This is a genomic window from Pontiella sp. (assembly GCF_041622395.1).
Lineage (GTDB): Bacteria > Verrucomicrobiota > Kiritimatiellia > Kiritimatiellales > Pontiellaceae > Pontiella.
In genome coordinates this window covers 1-17116 of record NZ_JBFJYW010000042.1, presented here as the reverse complement: position 1 = coordinate 17116, position 17116 = coordinate 1, and the positions used below count along the sequence as shown (strand labels likewise).

The following is a 17116-nucleotide window of genomic DNA, read 5'->3' as shown; positions in this document are numbered from 1 at the left end:
TCCCGCACCGCTTCGGCCATGGTGTCGAACCGTTCCCGGCATTGTTCATCGCTCTTGATGACGGCCCACGAAATGGAACCCAGCCCAACGGCAAGCGACAACCCCGGCGGCAGGTCGATCCGGCGGCCCGTGCGCCGTTCGTATTCCGCGAACTGGTCGGCTACCGGTTGGAAAAATTTATCCTTGTGCGCGAGAAAGCCGGTTCCGAAGATCGTCATACCGCCGAAAAAATACAGCTCCGCCGAAGAGCGGGCCGATGCCAGTATTTCCGAATGCCGAACCACCTCTTTAAGGTTGCTTTCCGCTTCCCGTTCCCGCCGCCGCTGGAATTCCTCATCGGAAAGCGGATTTCCTTGTTCTTCCCCGGTTTCTTCGTTTTCTTCCGGTTTTTTTCCGTGGAAAAACTCGGTCATTCGTTTTTTGAAGGTGTTTTTCTTGGCCTCTTTCCGAATTGCTAGTTTCCCGTCTTTGGTTAAAACCGGGTTTCCGGTTGAATCGACCTTGTGCAGCTCTTTTCGAAATGCGCGCCCGAGATAATCGGTTTTGCCTTCCGCCTTTTCCGCTGCCGGGATAGCCGATTGTTCCAGCGCCGGAACCGGTCGCGGCGGACTTGATGCAATCCCTGCCACCAAATCCCGCCCCGCTGCCAGTTCCCCGGGAAGGTCTCCCCCCGGTAAGTTTTCGGCGCTCGAAATATTACCGTTCCCGCCGTCCTTCAATTCTGCATCGTTGTTTTTCGTTTCCATGATTTCCTTTCGGGTTAAAACGGGACATCGTCGTCATATTCCGCAGGCGCTTCGGCGTCGGTCGGCGTCGGTCGGCTGTTCGATGCCGGCGCACGGTGCAGGAACTGGATGCGGTCGGCGCGAACCGTCAGCTTTTGCCGCTTCTCTTTTTTCTCGGTTTCCCATTGATCGAGTTGCAAACGACCTTGCAGCATGATCGGACTGCCCTTGTCCAGATATTCCCCCGCCGCTTCGGCCTGTTTCCCCCATGTGGTCACGTCCACGAAAACCACCTTTTCCACAAGCTCCCCGGCTTTGTTCTTGTAGTTTTCATTCAACGCCAGCCCGAATTCCGCAACGGCGGTTCCGCCATCGGTAAAACGTACTTCCGGCTTGCGGGTCAAATTTCCCGCCAACACAACACTATTCATACTAGCCATTTGTTCTTTTCTCCTTCCGCTCTTCCATCTATTCGAGTTCATCGTCTATGGAATTGCGGATCTTGTCTTTGTCCCGGAACGTCCATTCCGGTTTCTGGAGGGCAATGCTACGCAGCATGACAACCATCCAATCTTCGAAGTTCTCGTAATGCTCGAATTTAAATTTAGTTGGGGCCGCCGTCTTTTTCCCGGGGATAGCAAACCCCCGTTCCCGTGCCGCCGTCTGCATGACCCCGAACGCCTGCTTCAACAGGGTTTCGATGTCGGAATTTTCCGGCCTGATTTCGGTCAGTGGTTCCGGCATCAGGAAGCGCGTGCAGAAAACATCCTGGATAAACTTCCAGCGCGGCAAATCCTCGTTGTTTTCCGGATGTTTGTTGTCGGGTTTCTTTTTCAAAAACCGAAACCACTTTGCGCCCGTAGTCGTCTTGCTCGAACGGGTTTCATCGTCCCAGCGGATCAGGGTTGCCCCTACCCCGGTCAGATAGCGGACAAGCGCCCCATGCGATTCGGCCAAGCTGTCAAAATCCGTGATTCCGAACGCCTTCAACGAATCCCGGCGCAATTGGTATTCCACGCGAATTGCATTTTCAGGCTCAATCCCGCCCCATCGTTTTTGAATCATGTGTTCGTATTTTGCCGGCGCACCGCGCAACGCGCTTTCGCGCATCTCGCCCAGCTTGTCATAAATGCGCAGAATGCAGGCTCCAGACCCCCAATAGAGCGAAGTGGCCTTATCCCTCAAATACGGGTGATAAAGACGGCTACGGCAAACCCAGTGCCGTTTTTCGGCGGAACGGATAAACGGTTCCATTGCAAAGCCGGGGAAATCGGCGCAAGCGTCAACACGCGATACCCGTTCCTTGTGAATTTTGGCGCAAAGCACCTGCTCCAGAAATTGCAACGCCACCCGGTAGGCCTCCGGCGCACCGCCATCGAAACACAGGCAATCGAACCCCGTAATTTCTACCTTCACGTTTGGCCATTCGCCATGATAGCCGGATTGATCGGCAATCAGAATCGTTGCACTTTCGAGTTCCAATTTGAAACGGCAATATTTCTTCGCGATTTTCCCGCCGCCCGGATGCAGCAACGCCCCGCCCAGTTCGGGGACTTCGATAGGCTCGCCCGCCGCCATCGCCCGAAGTTGGTAGCCATCCAGCAAGGCGCGAAGTTCCAGCCCCGTCGACTTCGTGGCCTGTTGGTACTTCTCGCCCTTCAAATCGGAATCCTTGCCGCAATCAGACGCCCAATTTTCGTCGAACTTCGCCCAAATAGTCAGCGTGAGCCAATCCAAACCGCACCAAAACCCTGCGGCTGAAAGGTTTAAATCGGATTCTCCGGGGTTTGGACCCCCCATGTTATTCAGAATGGGGGATTTTTCCGATTTTCCGGAAACCAAAGCGTCAAATTCCCGGCCCGCAGCAATAGCCGCCTTTGCCTTGTCGAATGCATCAATCGCGCTGCCATCAATCGCGCCGTCATCGATCAGCCGCGCAATCATCACGGCTTCGTCGCCTGAAACTTCAATGAATTTCCGCTTGTCCGTCATGCCGTGCGCCGTGCTCCGCGAAAAAAGGCTGCCGTGTCGGCTTCGCCGAGGGTTTTCGCTTTGAGCGGCAAAGCGGGGCGACTCGAAACGGAAAGGCCGGGGGAAAGGCGCTTCACCGCCCGCAGGGCGCTCGGGTCGCTCCCCAGCGTTGCCCTATCCTCCCTGCGGATTAATTGTCCCTTTCCCCCGGCCAAAATCATGAGAAAAGCTCCTGTTGCTTCGGAATGGTGGGAAGTTCGGTTAGGCGATGCCGTGCAACGGTCAAATAAGCGGGGCCGGGGCCGTAGCTTACCACCTTCGCCCAGCCCTTGCCTTTGCCGGCAAGAAACATCACGGGGAACGTCCGCCCTTGCGGGTCGGTGTACTGGTATCTATGCCGAGATTTCAGCCGCATGCCGCTTGCCTCCTGTCACCTTGAGTTTCGGTTTCCATTTGTCGCAGGTACACGACACCGCAAAGAGCATGTAGGATTCCCCTTTGAAGGTTTTCGCCTTGCATGAAAATTGATTGTGCCGGCGGGCAAAGTTGCCGCAATCGGCGCACGGCCTGTGCCGGCGAAATCCGTTCTTTTCGGACTGCGGCGCAACCCGGACGGGCATCCCCTCTTGATCCAGATCGGCGCGGAATACGCCAACCGCTTCCGGCGGGCGCTCGACATCAATCGAGACGCGCCCGCCCTGTTTCATCCGCTCCAGATCGGCGGCGGGAAGGGTTATTTTGATTTCGCCGGATTTCATACGCCGCACATCCCTTCGCACTCATGGACAAAACCAAACTCGCCGGTTTGCGGCGGCGTGGATAGATCGGCCTCACGGAGCGGAACAAGAGACCGGTGTAGAAATTGCAATTCATCCATGCCGCGTCCGCACAAATACGCCTGATCGCGCAGCGCCTCATCAATCTGGCAAGCGCGTTCCCAATCCCTCGGAGAACTCTTGATCCGCTGCCATTCCTCATTGCTGTGGAAAGGACATTCCACGCATGAGCTGCGCGGCACTTTGTGCGGCACTCGGCTTTTCAGCCATTGAGAGCATCCCTTGCGCGTGGTTTTCGTCTCGTAGAGCGGGAAATGGACGGTTGCCCATGGAATTTCAGCAAAGCGTTTGCGGATGCGTACAATCCGGCTGCACTCATCAAGTGAAATTCCGATGTACTGGTGAACATGCACATCTTTTTTCGGGAAGTGCTTGCGCGGTTTCACACCTACGATTTCGCGCCGAATGGTTTGCTCCACTACAGCAATCTTGTAGTCGTAGGTGCATTGCCTTTGTCCCAGGCCGCCGCCTGCTGTGAATGCCGGGATTGCGGAAAAGAGCCGATTGTCTTTTCCGACTCTCGACTCGCAGCCATACATCAAATCATCGCCCAAATTTCCTTTGGAGCGGACAAGGATTTCCGGGCCGTCCAGCGCCTGGAGCCATTTCAAATGATCGTAGACGGCCTCCGGCTCGTCTCCAGTATCCGCAAAGATGGCATAGTCGATCTTTCCAATGCACGGATGCTGCTCACAGGCCAACAGATAAAGCATAGTGCTCTGAACTCCGGCTCCAAGACTGAGGATATGATACTCCTTCATGATACCGGCTCCTTTAATTCGGTGCAAATCTGCTTAAACGAACCGCACGGGCATACGTTATCGAGCAAACGCGCCTCTTGCAGATTGCAATATAGGTTTCTGGCCACGACATCCGAATGCTTGCAGCTCCAGCAAGTCAACGGATCTTCCAACGGCGCAAAGGGGATGTCTTCTATTTGATCAGTCGGCATCGGTTCGGCTCCTTTAATTCGATGCAAATACGGTTATGCGGCCTTCGCCAAGGTCTTCGCCTGCCGGATCGTCGAAAACCTGACTCAACGGGAAAAGGCCACCCTCTTCGAATTGTTCGAGGTAGATTTCTTGATCGTCGGGGATGTTGCGCAGGAACTGCTTTAGCTCTTTGACTGTCATCGGTTCGGCTCCTTGGTGGTTCACGGTGTAGACACTGGAACAAAAAAAAGGCACATAGAAGAAATCACGAGGATTTCTGTCTATCGCGCCTTGAGCCATTCGCGGACAATATGAGCAACTAGATTTGAAACTGAACGATTTTCTTCATCGGCCAGCTTCTTTAATTGCTCGTTTTCATCGCGTGTAAAGGTCGCAGCAACCCGGATGTTTTCCTTGGATATGCTCACGCCCCGTTTATGGCTTCTTTTGTCCTTCATGGCAATACCTCGATTCTCCCTGCCCTCAGGGTGTTACAAGGTGTGCCACACCTTGACACCCCTCGTCAACATCACCGTATCGTCATGGTGTCTACACTATAGATATATTATGCGACGTATCTCTTGTGCACAGAACTGTGGATAACTGTGAATAAATCAGGATTGTTTGAATTCATGGAAAAGCCTAGGCGCCGATGACCGCTAGATCATTCGCTCGCCCTGACTTGCCGCGCGACTTCGTCGCGGCGACTGCCACGCTTGTCTTCGGTTTTTGACCCACCCCAACGCAGCCAATTCGCATCAGCAAAACGCCACTGACCCGGAGCGGAATCGCATGCCGTAACAATCTCACCCCTGGATCATCTTCGGCTAAAATTTCGGCGCCGGTGCTCTTGCGTGCGCAAAAAAAAACAGACCATCGGATAATGGTCTGCTTCTTTGCGTGAGCTGGATTTGGGGAGATCTTGGCTAGATGCGTTCCCGGGTTTCGATGCCAAGCAGATCCAGTGCTTGCTTGAGCGTCGCCGCCGTCGAGCGGCACAGCCGGATGCGGCTCTCGCGAACGCCTTCCTCGGCCTTGAGGAACGGAACGTTTTGATAGAAGCTGCTGTAAATCTGCGCGAGATCGTACAGGTATTCGGCCATAATGTTCGGGCTATGGTTTTCGGTCGCGGCCCGCACCGCTGCCGGGAAACGCGACAACTTGATCGCAAGCTTGCGCTCGATTTCATGTTCAATGTTTATTGAACACGCCTTGAGGTCAACCGAAGGATACTGCGCATGGAACTTGTCGTAGACCGACGAGATCCGGGCGTAGGCATACTGGAGATACGGCGCCGAGTTGCCCTGCATATTGAGCGCCTTTTCCCAGGTAAAGGTTACGAGGCTTTGCGGATTTTGGCTGAGATCGGTGTATTTAATGGCACCGATCCCAATGGCTTTCGCGAGATCTTTTTGTTGATCTTCCGGCATGTCCGGACTGCTGGATTTAACCATTGCCAAGGCGCGGGATTCGGCTTCGTCGAGCAAGGCGGCCAGTTTGATCACATTGCCCTCGCGGGTCGAAAAGGTCGCCTCGGGAAGACGCATGAGCCCGAACCAGACGTGTACCAGGTTCGCCTTCAGCCCAAGCTTTTCGGAAATCTTGAAGAACTGCTTGAAGTGCAGTTGCTGGCGCTCGTCGGTCACGTAGATGATGTATTCGGGGTCGAACTCCTCGATACGCGACTCAACGGTGGCCAGGTCGGTGGTGGCATAGTTGTATCCCCCATCGCTCTTGCGCACGATGCAGATCGGCATCTTGTCCTCTTCGAGATCGACAATCAGCGCGCCATCGCTCTCGGTGGCGAGTCCCTTTGCTTGCAGCTGCTCGATGATTTTCGGCAACCGGTCATTATAGAAACTTTCGCCGCGGTAGAGGTCGAATTTAACCCCCAGGCGGTCGTAAATCGTATTGAATTCCCCGATGGAAAGTTCAATGAACTTTTCCCACAGGGCCCGGTTTTCGGCATCGCCCCGCTGCAGTTTTACCAGCTCTGCTTTGGCCAATTCGCGCCAGGAAGCGTCTTCCTGCGATTTGTTGTAGCTGGCCACATAGATGCGCTCAAGCTCTTCAACCGGGGCTTGCGCCAGCGCCTTTTCGTCCACGAATTCGCGGTAGCCAACCAGCATCAGTCCAAACTGCGTGCCCCAGTCGCCAAGGTGGTTGTCGGCGATGACGTTGTAGCCGAGGAAGCGGTAGAGGCGGTCGATGGCATTGCCGATCACGGTGGACCGGATATGGCCGATATGCATCGATTTTGCAACATTGGGGCTCGAATAGTCGATGATGACCGTCTTCCCCTTCCCCACCTGCTCGGTCCCGAGATGAGGATCGTTCTCCACGGCTTCGATATGGCGCGCCAATGCCTCGTTGGAGAGGAAAAAGTTGATAAAGCCCGGTCCGGCAATCTCGATCTTTTCCACGAACTCCGGAAGTGTGGCGGCCTCGGCGAATTCCTGCGCGATCTGGCGCGGGGCCTTTTTCTGTTGCTTCGACAGCACCATCGCCGCGTTGCACTGGTAGTCGCCGAACTTGTCGTTGTTCGTTGGCGAAACACCGAGGTCTACTCCGCCCTGCTCAAGCCCGAAAACCGAGGTCATTGCATCGGTGGTCCACGCCGAAAGACGCTCTTCAAAAGTGGCAAACTCGCGCATTCTATTCTCTCCGTAAAAGGGGCGGAGGTTATTTCCATGCCCCATAAAAATCAACTGTCAAAATGGTTAAGCCTTCTTGACGAATTCCGATTTCAACTTCATGGCTCCGAAACCGGGAATCTTGCAGTCGATATTATGATCGCCCTCAACCAGTCGGATGTTCTTCACTTTCGTGCCCACTTTGAGGTCCGAGGAAGCGCCCTTGACCTTCAAATCCTTGATCACCGTTACCGCATCGCCGTCCGCCAATGCATTTCCGTGGGCGTCGACCACGGAAAGCCCGCCCACGTCCTCGTCCAAGGTTTCGGCCGGATTCCACTCATGCCCGCAATCGGGACAGACGATTAAATCGCGGTCTTCGTAGGTATAATTGCAATCGCACTTCGGGCAGTTGGGTAATTCACTCATTTGTTCATCTTTCGTTTTGTTGGTTTTATCAAAAAGAAAAGAGTCACGCCGCGTTGCGGGTGACTCTTTCCGGACTTCCTCCGAACCTTTATTCCTCGGTTGCGGTCTTTTCGTTCGGCACGTTGGATTCCTCGCCGGAAACCCGTTCGCCTTTGAAGCTGAGCCCCTCCTTGTTGGCGCGAACCGTGACCACCGAATTGTTTTCGATGTTGCCGCGCAGGATCTCCTCCGCAATCGGATCCTCGAGATAGCGCTCGACCGTGCGGCGTAGCTGGCGCGCGCCATATGCCTTGTCGTATCCTTTTTCCAGCAGGAATTCGCGCGCGGGCTTGGTGATCTTCAGATCGATATTTCGGCTCATGACCCGGTTCTGGATGTTGGCCAGTTCGAGATCGATGATCGTTTCAAGATCCACCTTGGTAAGTTCGCGGAAAACAATCATGTCGTCGAGGCGGTTGAGCAACTCGGGCTTGAAGGTTTTCTTGGCGATGCCCATCATCATTTCCTTGAGCTTCGCGTAGTCGACCTCCTCGTTCGAGGGGGAAAATCCGAGCGCGCCGGATTTCTTCACTTCATGTGCGCCGAGGTTCGAGGTCATGATGACGACCGTGTTGCGGAAATCGACGCTCCGTCCCAGGCTGTCGGTCAGTCGCCCCTCCTCCATGATTTGCAGCAGCATATGCATGACGTCGGGGTGCGCTTTTTCAACTTCATCGAAAAGCACCACGGAATAGGGTCGGCGACGCACGCGCTCGGTCAGCTGTCCGCCTTCCTCGTGCCCGACGTAGCCCGGAGGCGAACCGACCAACCGCGAGGCGTTGAATTTTTCCATGTACTCCGACATGTCGATCTGGATGAACGACTCGGGATCGTCGAACATGAACGAGGCCAGTGTTTTGGCCAACAGCGTTTTGCCCACGCCCGTTGGGCCGAGGAAAATGAACGAACCGATCGGGCGCTTCGGATCCTTGAGATCGGCGCGCGAACGGCGCAGTGCACGGGCGATGGCGCTGACCGCCTCCTGCTGGCCAACGACCTGCTGGCCAACGACCTCTTCGATGCGAAGCAAGCGTTCCATCTCCTTTTCGCCCATCTTCATGACCGGGATGCCCGTCCACTTGGAGACGACCACCATGATATCTTCATCGGTCACCACGGATTTGTTTTCGTCGCGCTTCTTCCGCCACTCCTCGAGGAGCTGTTCCAGTTTTTCCTTCGACTGGCGCTCCTGATCGCGGAAGTTGGCGGCGTCTTCGAACTTTTGCTCGTGGATGGCGTCGTTTTTCTTCTTCTCGAAATCGTGGATGTCCTCTTCGAGCTGTTTGAGCTCCGGCGGGCGGCTCATGCTGCCGATGCGAGCCCGGGCCCCTGCCTCGTCGATAAGGTCGATCGCCTTGTCGGGAAGGAAGCGGTCCGGTAGATAGCGGGCCGAGCACTCGACGGCGGCGGTGAGCGCATCGTCGGTAAACCGGGCATGGTGGTGCTCTTCGTATTTTACGCGGAGCCCCTTCATGATTTCGATGGCATCTTCGACCGTCGGCTCCTTGACATTGACCGTCTGGAAACGGCGCTCAAGTGCGGCGTCCTTTTCGATGTACTTGCGGTATTCCTTCAGCGTCGTGGCGCCGATGCACTGCAACTCGCCGCGCGATAACGCGGGCTTGATGATGTTGGCGGCATCCATGGTGCCTTCGGCCGATCCGGCGCCGACAATGGTGTGCAACTCGTCGAGAAACAGGATGATGTTCTTTTCCTTTCGAATCTCGTCCATGACGGCCTTGATCCGCTCCTCGAACTGGCCGCGGTATTTGGTGCCGGCAACCATCAGCGCAAGGTCCAGCGTGATGACTTTCTTGTCGATCAACAGATCGGGGACATTGCCGTCGGAAATAATTTGCGCCAGCCCCTCGGCAATGGCGGTTTTCCCGACGCCCGCCTCTCCGAGCAACACCGGGTTGTTCTTGGTGCGGCGGCATAGAATCTGGATGACGCGTTCGATCTCGTCTTTCCGGCCGATGACCGGATCCAGTTCGCCGTCCTTGGCCAGCTTGGTCAGGTCGCGGCCAAAGGTGTTGAGCGCAGGCGTCTTGCTCTTGCCCTTGCCTCGTTGCTGCTGCGGGCCGGCCCCCATGGAAGGAGCTTCCCTTTCGTCTTCATCTTCGTATTCGCCCTCGGACGCCGGATCGTAGTCCGGGTCGAGTGTCTTCATGATTTCGTAGCGGGTTTCGTCGAGGTCGACCCCGAGGTTTTCAAGCACCCGGGCCGCAATCCCCTCCCCTTCGCGCAGCAACCCGAGCAGAATGTGCTCGGTGCCGACATAGCTGTGGCCCAAACCACGCGCTTCGCTGGCGGACAGCGCCAGCACCTTCTTGGCCCGTGGTGTGAACGGAATGTTTCCGATCGTCTTCGTTTCGGGGCCGGTGCCGACCGCTTTTTCGACCTCCATGCGCACGGAGGCCATGTCGATCCCCAGCGCCTGAAGCGCGTTGACCGCGACTCCATGCCCGAGGGCGATCAGCCCAAGCAAAATATGTTCCGTGCCGACATAACCGTGGTTGAAGCGGTCGGCCTCTTTGCGGGCCAGTTGCAACACCTGTTGCGCCCGGGGTGTGAAATTATCCATTTAAAGCCACCTTTATCCTAAATCTTCATCTTCCGTAGCATTTTCCATAAACTCGCGCAATAGATCGGCACGTACAACGTCGCGTTCTTCCGGGCCGAGTTCCTTGCCTTCGAGTTTCTGAAGGTGCGCGGGCTGGATCGAAATAAAGAGCATGTCGAGTTCCCGTCGGGAAAACTGGTCGACCATTCCCAGGTCGAGCCCGAGGCGAAGCGTGGAGAGCAGGTTCAGCGCTTCCCCGCTCGACATCAGTCGTGCGTTCGAGAGGATGCCGAAGGCACGCGCCACGTGGTCTTCGACGACCAGCATTCGTTCTTCCAGCAGGCGGGAGCGCGCATTGTTTTCATGCTCGATCAGTTCGAGGACGATTTGCTCGAGGTGGGCAATGATTTGGTCCTCGCGGCGCCCGAGCGTGATCTGGTTCGAGACCTGAAACATGTTGCCGGCGGCTTCGGTTCCCTCGCCCCACATGCCCCGTACGGCCAGCCCGATTTTCGAGATGCCGTTGATGACGGGATCCATCTCCTCCATCAAAACCAAGCCCGGCAAGTGCAGCATGACGGACGCCCGCATGCCCGTTCCCACGTTGGACGGGCAGGAGGTCAAATAGCCGAGCTTCGGCGAAAACGCATACGTGAGGTGCTCCTCGAGCCGATCATCGATTTTGTCGGCCGCCTGCCATGCCCCGCTCAGGTTGAGACCGGGCTGAAGCGATTGGATGCGGATGTGGTCTTCTTCGTTGACCATGATGGAAAGACACTCGTCCGGGGTCACGAACACCCCGCAGCTATCCTCCTGTTGCGCCATCTCCTGGCTGATCAGATGCCGCTCGAACAGAACCTCTTTGTCCAGCTTCGACGTCTCCGCCATGCTCCAGCCCATGAAATTCTCTTGCTGGTTTTTGAAAATTTCGGAGGTCTGGTTCCAGATCGCGAGGTTTTCCTCATCGCTGGCCCATCCCGGAAAGGAATATTCCTCCACATTGCGGGCCAATCGCACACGGCTACTGACGACCGGGCCTTCGTCGACCCCGGCCTCCAGCCAACTCCCATGCCGTTTTACCATATCGTCAAGCGTCATTCGCGCCCCCCTCCTTAAGCGTGCGGATTTGGTCGCGCAGTTGCGCCGCCACCTCGTATTCTTCTTTGGCGATCGCGGTTTCGATATCCTTCTGCAATGCCGCAACCTGGGCCGTCACGCGCGCCTCGTTCCCTTGGCGGGCCGGAATCTTGCCGACATGCTGGCGGCTATGGTGCATTGCCTGGGTCAAGGCGCTCAGCTCGCCCATGAAGGCGTTATAGCATTCGGGGCACCCCAAGCGTGCACGCTTCTTGAATTCCGCGCGGGTCATTTGGCATCGGCTACAGCTCAAATCGAATTCCGATAGGTCGTTCTTGATATTGAGTCCCGGTTGACCCAGCCCCAGCAACACATCGGTGATGGAAATCGGGGAATTGAGATCAATTCCATTCTTTTTCGCGCACTCCTGGCAGAGGTTCAGCTTTTTGACCTCGCCGTCGATCACCTGGGTAAGGTGGATCGTCGCCTGCGCTTCCTTGCAACATTCACATATCATCTCATTTCCTGTTTTCTTCTCAGACAATAGGAAAGGTAATTCGTTAGGAGATTGCTTCACAATCATTTTCGGAAGCAGTTTTTCCCCCGCACGCCGGCTCCAGTGGTCGCCGAACCTTAATTTGCCGTTTTTTCGAGTAAATCAGGCAGTCCAAAGCAACGGGCTCCCGCGAAAACCGGAACGGGACTACAGGCCCATTTTCTTGAAAACGCATTCGGGAATATGGCGGATAACGAGCATGATGAAGCGCCACATCCAAAGGACGTAGATCGTGTTGCTCCCCTTCTGTACCCCTTTGTAGACGGCATCGGCCACCTGCTCGGGCGATGCCGTGAGCGCGGCGGGCAGGTCCATGTTCTCCGTCATCTTCGTATTGCAGAAGCCGGGTTTCACGGTCATGACATGGACGCCCTTTTTGGCCAGGCGGTTGCGCAGGCCGGACAGATAGGCCGTCAGGCCCGCCTTGGCGCTGCCGTAGATATAGTTGCTCTGCCGCCCGCGATCGCCCGCCACCGAGCTGACCGCAACAATCGTGCCGCTGCCGCGCTTCTCGAAGTCGTTGGCGATGATGCCGAGGATCGATGCCATGCCGGTGAAGTTGATGTCGATCGTCCGTTTCACCTCGGCGAAAACGGTGCGCGCCTCGATCTGGTCGCCCATGTAGCCAAAGACGGCGATGACCGCATCGGGCTTGGTTTCCAACGAATCGTACAGGGCCTGATGCGTGTCGTATTTCGTGGCATCGAACTCCCGGATCTGCAGTTCGGCATCGGCCCGGATCTGCAGATCGCTCGCAATCGGAACCAGCAGATCCATCTCCATGGCCGCCAGCGTCAGGCTCCATCCTTCGGCGGCAAACTTCTTGGCAAACGCCTGCGCCATGTCGGACGTCGCCCCTAAAATCAAAACATTCTTCATTGCGTGCTCCTATAAAAGTAATTCCAGCTCGGCGACGAAAAGCAACCGATCGTTCGGCGCGCCCTAATCGGTGATGCCGATGCGCTTGGATTGCAGCGAAGCGAACCGGGTTTCGCCCTCGTTGAGCATGGAAACGATCTGCTTGAACTCGCTCGCATTGGGATAGGTCTTCTCGAACATGGCGGCATCCATGCGCGAATCTTTCGCCAGATAGAGCCGGCCGCCGTAATCGGCCACCATGGCATCGAGCTCCTTGAACAGCTCCATGGCCTTGTGCGAAATCGGGAAATCGAGTGCCAGCGTGTATCCCGCCATCGGGAACGACATGAAACTCTCCTGCTCGCCGAACAACTTGAGCACCGCCAAAAAAGAGCCCAATCCGCTTTCGGTGATTCGGGTAAGCACCTTGCGCATGCCCTCGCGCCCGGCTTCCAGCGGGATCACGAATTGATACTGGGTAAAACCGCGCTTGCCATAGATGCGGTTCCAATCGTCGATCGCATCCAACGGATAGAAAAACGAGTTGTAGTCGACAATGTGCCGATGCGTGCCCGGCCGGCATTTGTTGTAGTAGGCGAAATTGAAGGCTTTCATGGTCAGCGGATTGAGGGCGAAATTCGGAAAATTGATCGGCACCCCCAGACTCAATCCGCGCTTCGGCACCAGCGGCGCCGCCTTTTGCTTGGCATCGACCAGCTCCGCTTCGGTTGCGTGTTCGCCGCGCATCATGATGCTGCGCCCCATGGAATCGCCCTTGGCCAAGCAGTCGATCCACGCCACGGAATAGGTCCAGTTGGACGAGGCCTCGAAACAATCCATGATCTCCTCGAGATTGGCGGCCCGGACCGTCTCTTCGCGGATGTAGGCGGTCTCGATCTTTTTCAAACGGAAGGTGGCATTCAGGATGATGCCCGTAAGCCCCATGCCGCCGATCGTCACCTTGTAAAAGTCGGCGTTTTCCGTTGGCGAACAGGTGACGACCGATCCGTCGGTACGCATTACATCCATCGTAAGGATATGCTGCCCGAACGAGCCGTCGACATGGTGGTTTTTACCATGGACATCCGCCCCGATGGCGCCGCCGACCGTAATTTGTTTGGTTCCCGGCGTAACCGGTAGGAACCAGCCGCGCGGTCCGAACACCTCGAGAATTTCGGAAAGCAATGTGCCCGCCTGGCAGCAGAGCGTGCCGGTGGCGCTGTCGAACGACAGAAACTTCCTGAACCGGCGGGTGAGCAGGATTTTTTCCTGCAGCGACGCATCGCCATAGGAGCGCCCGTTGCCGAAGGCAATGACATTGCCCGGCCGTTGCAACTTTTTCCGCAACTCGTCGACCGAGTCGAATCCTGCAACGTCCGCCTCAATTACCGGATAGTTTCCCCAATCTGAAATCTTGCGCATGGTCACCTCGTTTGCGACTTGTTCAATTCATCACGAAGTTATACATAATTTCCCATGAGTGCAGTAGAAATCATATGCAACCATTGCGGAGCGGACACGTTGTTGAAACGCGAAGCCGTCTACGAAGGCTTCGCGAAGACGGGCGAAAAGCTGATCTGCTCATCGTGCGGGCATGAATTTCCCACCGAAGCCGAGGTGCCGTTCAAGGCCCGGCAGGCCGGGCCGAAAATCTTCACGGAGGCCGATCGCTCGGCAAAAGTCGAGGTCTTCGACGAACGCGAAAACCGAGCGCTCTGCCGCTATTGCGCCCACTACATCGTCAATCCGTTCACCCAGTTCTGCGCCGTCCACAAGAAGGAAGTCCAAGCCACCGACAGCTGCGGCCGCTTCGAACCGGCCGCCGAAAAGGAGATCCCGGAGTCGCCGATTTAGTCCCCGCCCTGCAGGAAGGTCATTCCGCAATGAGCGCGCGCGTGATCTCGCCGATGTACATGCGGTGGAAATCGTTGTTCGGATAGTTTTTCAGAATGGAATCGTCGAGGAAGTTGGCCGGATCCATGTCCTGGAAATAGAGTTTCCGGCATTCCAGCACCAGGCGGGCTTGCTCGAAATAGACCGATCCATTCTCGGCCGTCAGCGGCGTGAATCCGCATTCGCCGGCCTTGTCGGTTTCGCGTCCGCTGCGCGATCCGCAGAAGTTGAGCTGCGGCTTGTGCCGCTCCTCGAAGAAGGACAGCGTGAAGGCGTCGCCCTTTTCGAGGAATTCGTAGGTATAGCGTTGCGGACGCACGAAGCAGAAACAGACCGGCTTGAACCACAGTTCGCCCATGCCGCCCCAACTGGCCGTCATCGTATTGAAGTGCTCCGGAGTTCCCGCCGTGATGAGCATCCACTCATTGCCAATCAACTGGATCGGGTTGCCGGGGATTTCGAGGGGGCTGATTTCCTTGAATGCCTTCATTTTCCGTCTCCTTCCGTTTTATACACATATTCCTTGAGCCGCTCGGCCAGCGTGGTGATGCGGTCGCGCGACTCCGCCCGGGTGACGGCTAGATTCAAAGCCTTTTTGGTTCCCAGCACAATAACCAATTTTTTGGCGCGCGTGAGGGCGGTGTAGATCAAACTCCGCTGGAGCAGGACGAAGTGCTGCGTATGCATCGGGATCAGCACGCACGGATACTCGCTACCTTGGCTCTTGTGGATGGTGATGGCGTAGGAGAGCACGAGTTCGTCCAGCTCGCGAAAATCGTAAACCACCTTGCGGCCATCGAAATTGACCACCAGTTCGGAGGCCTCGTTGTCGATCGAAAGAATGCGGCCGATGTCGCCGTTGTAGACCTCCTTGTCATAATCGTTTTCGGTTTGCATCACCTTGTCGCCCGTGCGGTAGGTGATGCCGAAACGTTCCACTTGGTCGCCGCTCGGGTTGAGCAGCCGCTGCATCATCACATTGAGGTTGCGGGCCCCCAGTTCCCCCTTCTGCATCGGAGTCAGGATCTGGATCTCTTCCATCGGGTTGAAGTGGAACTTTTTCGGGATGGAATCCTTGACCATTTTACCGACGAGGGCCAGCGCCTTGTCGGGATCGTCGGCTTCCACGAAATAGCAATCGCCCGTCTCGCCCTCTTCCGGGAATTCCGGGGCCTTGCCTTGATTGATCCGGTGGGCGTTGGTGATGATTCGGCTGGTCGCCGCCTGGCGGAAGACTTCGTTCAGGTGCCCGACCGGGATCGTCTTGGAGCGGATGATGTCCTGCAGTACGCGCCCGGGGCCAACCGAGGGCAGCTGGTCGGCGTCGCCGACAATGACGACGGCGGCATGCAAGGGAACGGCATCCATCAACTGCGCCGCCAGGACGACATCGATCATGCTCGATTCATCGACGATGATCACATCGCACTCCAGCGGATTCTCGGCGCTGTGGACGAAGCCGCCCGTGCCCGGGTTGAATTTCAGCATGCGGTGGATGGTCTTGGCCTCCATGCCGGTGGTTTCGGCCATGCGCTTGGCGGCGCGCCCGGTCGGCGCGCAGAGCTCGACGCGCATTTTCTTGGCCGTCAGCACCATCAGCACCGAGTTGACCAACGTGGTTTTGCCGACGCCCGGGCCGCCCGTGATGACCATCACTTTCGAGCGGATGGCCGTATCGAGCGCCTGGCGCTGCGCATTGGCCAGCGCGATGCCCGTCTTGCTCTGGACCCAGGCCAGCGCCTTCTCGAAGTCGATGGGCGGGCACGGGTGCTTCCCTTTGGTCAGCGCCGCGAGTTTTTTGGCGAGTTCGATTTCCGCAAAATAGAGTTTGGGCAGATAGACCAGCTCCCGCCCCTTGAAATCGGCGCGGAGGATGAGCCGCTTGGCCTCGATCGAGTAGTCGAGCGCGCGCTCGATGATTTCCAGCTCGATGTCCAACAGTTCGCCCGTGCGCGAAAGCAGGTCGTTGCGGACATAGGCGCAGTGGCCGTTGGCGGTCAGCTCGCCCATCATATATTCGAGCCCGGCCCGGGCGCGCAGGTCGGAATCCTTGGCGATGCCCAGCTTCATCGCGATCCGATCGGCGATCATGAATCCGATGCCGCGGATGTCGCGCGCCAGGCAGTAGGGATCGCGCTGGACGAATTCAATGGCTTTGTCGCCGTAGATCTTGTGGATGCGGAACGCGCGCGTGGTGCTGATGCCATGGCTGAACAGGAACGACATGATCGAGCGGATATTCTTTTGCTCGTCCCACGCCTTCTTGATGTTGTCCTTGCGTTGCTTGCCGATGCCCTCGACCTTCAGCAGCTTGCCCGACGAGTTTTCGATGACATCGAACACATCGCGCCCGAAGGTTTGCACCAACCGCTTGGCGTATTCCTTGCCAATGCCCTTGACCAAATCCGATGCCAGGTATTTTTCGATGCCCTCCAGGGTGTCGGGTTTGGACATGCGCATGCCTTCGGCCTTGAACTGCCGGCCATGCCGCGCGTCGACGAACCACTCGCCATCCGCCGCGAGCCATTCGCCGGGATTGACCGTGGGCACGGTTCCGGTGACCGTGACCAGCTCCTTGTGGCCGCGCACCTTCACCCGCAAAAC

17 protein-coding genes are annotated in these 17116 nt (G+C 56.8%); 2 read left to right on the top strand and 15 right to left on the bottom strand.

Annotated elements, in window-relative coordinates; all coding sequences use genetic code 11:
- Positions 1 to 458 (top strand): hypothetical protein (locus ABYO54_RS04090; protein WP_372806971.1); only part of this gene is annotated, 458 nt, incomplete at its 5' end.
- Positions 459 to 760: 302 nt separating this feature from the next.
- Here ABYO54_RS04090 and ABYO54_RS04085 read toward each other — a convergent pair.
- From ABYO54_RS04085 to ABYO54_RS04025, 13 genes are all read right to left on the bottom strand, one after another.
- Complete coding sequence (locus tag ABYO54_RS04085) at positions 761 to 1165, bottom strand: single-stranded DNA-binding protein (RefSeq protein WP_372806970.1); 405 nt, start codon at positions 1163 to 1165, stop codon at positions 761 to 763.
- A gap of 28 nt (positions 1166 to 1193) precedes the next feature.
- A complete protein-coding gene (locus tag ABYO54_RS04080; protein WP_372806969.1) occupies positions 1194 to 2717 on the bottom strand; it encodes a hypothetical protein in 1524 nt (507 codons plus the stop codon).
- 371 nt (positions 2718 to 3088) lie between these two features.
- Positions 3089 to 3454, bottom strand: a complete 366-nt coding sequence (locus ABYO54_RS04075) for a hypothetical protein (protein WP_372806968.1) — start codon at positions 3452 to 3454, stop codon at positions 3089 to 3091.
- Positions 3451 to 4293 carry a hypothetical protein gene (locus tag ABYO54_RS04070; protein WP_372806967.1) on the bottom strand — a complete coding sequence of 281 codons (843 nt, stop codon included), beginning with the start codon at positions 4291 to 4293 and terminating at the stop codon, positions 3451 to 3453. Before ABYO54_RS04070 ends, ABYO54_RS04075 begins: the two co-directional genes overlap by 4 nt.
- Positions 4294 to 4497: 204 nt before the next feature.
- Positions 4498 to 4665 (bottom strand): hypothetical protein, encoded by a 168-nt coding sequence (locus ABYO54_RS04065; RefSeq protein WP_372806966.1) that lies wholly within the window; start codon positions 4663 to 4665, stop codon positions 4498 to 4500.
- Between the two features lie 80 nt (positions 4666 to 4745).
- Positions 4746 to 4922 (bottom strand): ribbon-helix-helix domain-containing protein, encoded by a 177-nt coding sequence (locus ABYO54_RS04060; protein ID WP_372806965.1) that lies wholly within the window; start codon positions 4920 to 4922, stop codon positions 4746 to 4748.
- Between the two features lie 468 nt (positions 4923 to 5390).
- A complete protein-coding gene (gene argS, locus ABYO54_RS04055; protein ID WP_372806964.1) occupies positions 5391 to 7118 on the bottom strand; it encodes an arginine--tRNA ligase in 1728 nt (575 codons plus the stop codon).
- Between the two features lie 66 nt (positions 7119 to 7184).
- Positions 7185 to 7526, bottom strand: a complete 342-nt coding sequence (locus tag ABYO54_RS04050; RefSeq protein WP_372806963.1) for a zinc ribbon domain-containing protein YjdM — start codon at positions 7524 to 7526, stop codon at positions 7185 to 7187.
- Positions 7527 to 7614: 88 nt separating this feature from the next.
- Positions 7615 to 10149: an ATP-dependent Clp protease ATP-binding subunit gene (locus ABYO54_RS04045; protein WP_372806962.1), complete on the bottom strand. Its 2535-nt coding sequence runs from the start codon at positions 10147 to 10149 to the stop codon at positions 7615 to 7617.
- Between the two features lie 12 nt (positions 10150 to 10161).
- Complete coding sequence (locus tag ABYO54_RS04040) at positions 10162 to 11226, bottom strand: protein arginine kinase (RefSeq protein WP_372806961.1); 1065 nt, start codon at positions 11224 to 11226, stop codon at positions 10162 to 10164.
- A complete protein-coding gene (locus ABYO54_RS04035) occupies positions 11216 to 11722 on the bottom strand; it encodes a UvrB/UvrC motif-containing protein (RefSeq protein ID WP_372806960.1) in 507 nt (168 codons plus the stop codon). Before ABYO54_RS04035 ends, ABYO54_RS04040 begins: the two co-directional genes overlap by 11 nt.
- Before the next feature lie 186 nt (positions 11723 to 11908).
- Positions 11909 to 12640 carry an SDR family oxidoreductase gene (locus ABYO54_RS04030; RefSeq protein WP_372806959.1) on the bottom strand — a complete coding sequence of 244 codons (732 nt, stop codon included), beginning with the start codon at positions 12638 to 12640 and terminating at the stop codon, positions 11909 to 11911.
- Positions 12641 to 12703: 63 nt separating this feature from the next.
- A complete protein-coding gene (locus tag ABYO54_RS04025) occupies positions 12704 to 14041 on the bottom strand; it encodes an FAD-binding protein (RefSeq protein WP_372806958.1) in 1338 nt (445 codons plus the stop codon).
- A gap of 99 nt (positions 14042 to 14140) precedes the next feature.
- Here ABYO54_RS04025 and ABYO54_RS04020 point away from each other — a divergent pair, with 99 nt between their 5' ends.
- Complete coding sequence (locus tag ABYO54_RS04020) at positions 14141 to 14473, top strand: hypothetical protein (protein ID WP_372806957.1); 333 nt, start codon at positions 14141 to 14143, stop codon at positions 14471 to 14473.
- 19 nt (positions 14474 to 14492) lie between these two features.
- Here the strand turns inward: ABYO54_RS04020 and ABYO54_RS04015 are convergent, their stop codons facing one another.
- Entirely contained in the window at positions 14493 to 15002 is a 510-nt protein-coding gene (locus tag ABYO54_RS04015) for a flavin reductase family protein (protein ID WP_372806956.1), read from the bottom strand.
- On the bottom strand, positions 14999 to 17116 hold a 2118-nt coding region (locus ABYO54_RS04010), incomplete at its 5' end, for an ATP-dependent RecD-like DNA helicase (RefSeq protein WP_372806955.1). The genes ABYO54_RS04015 and ABYO54_RS04010, both read right to left, overlap by 4 nt.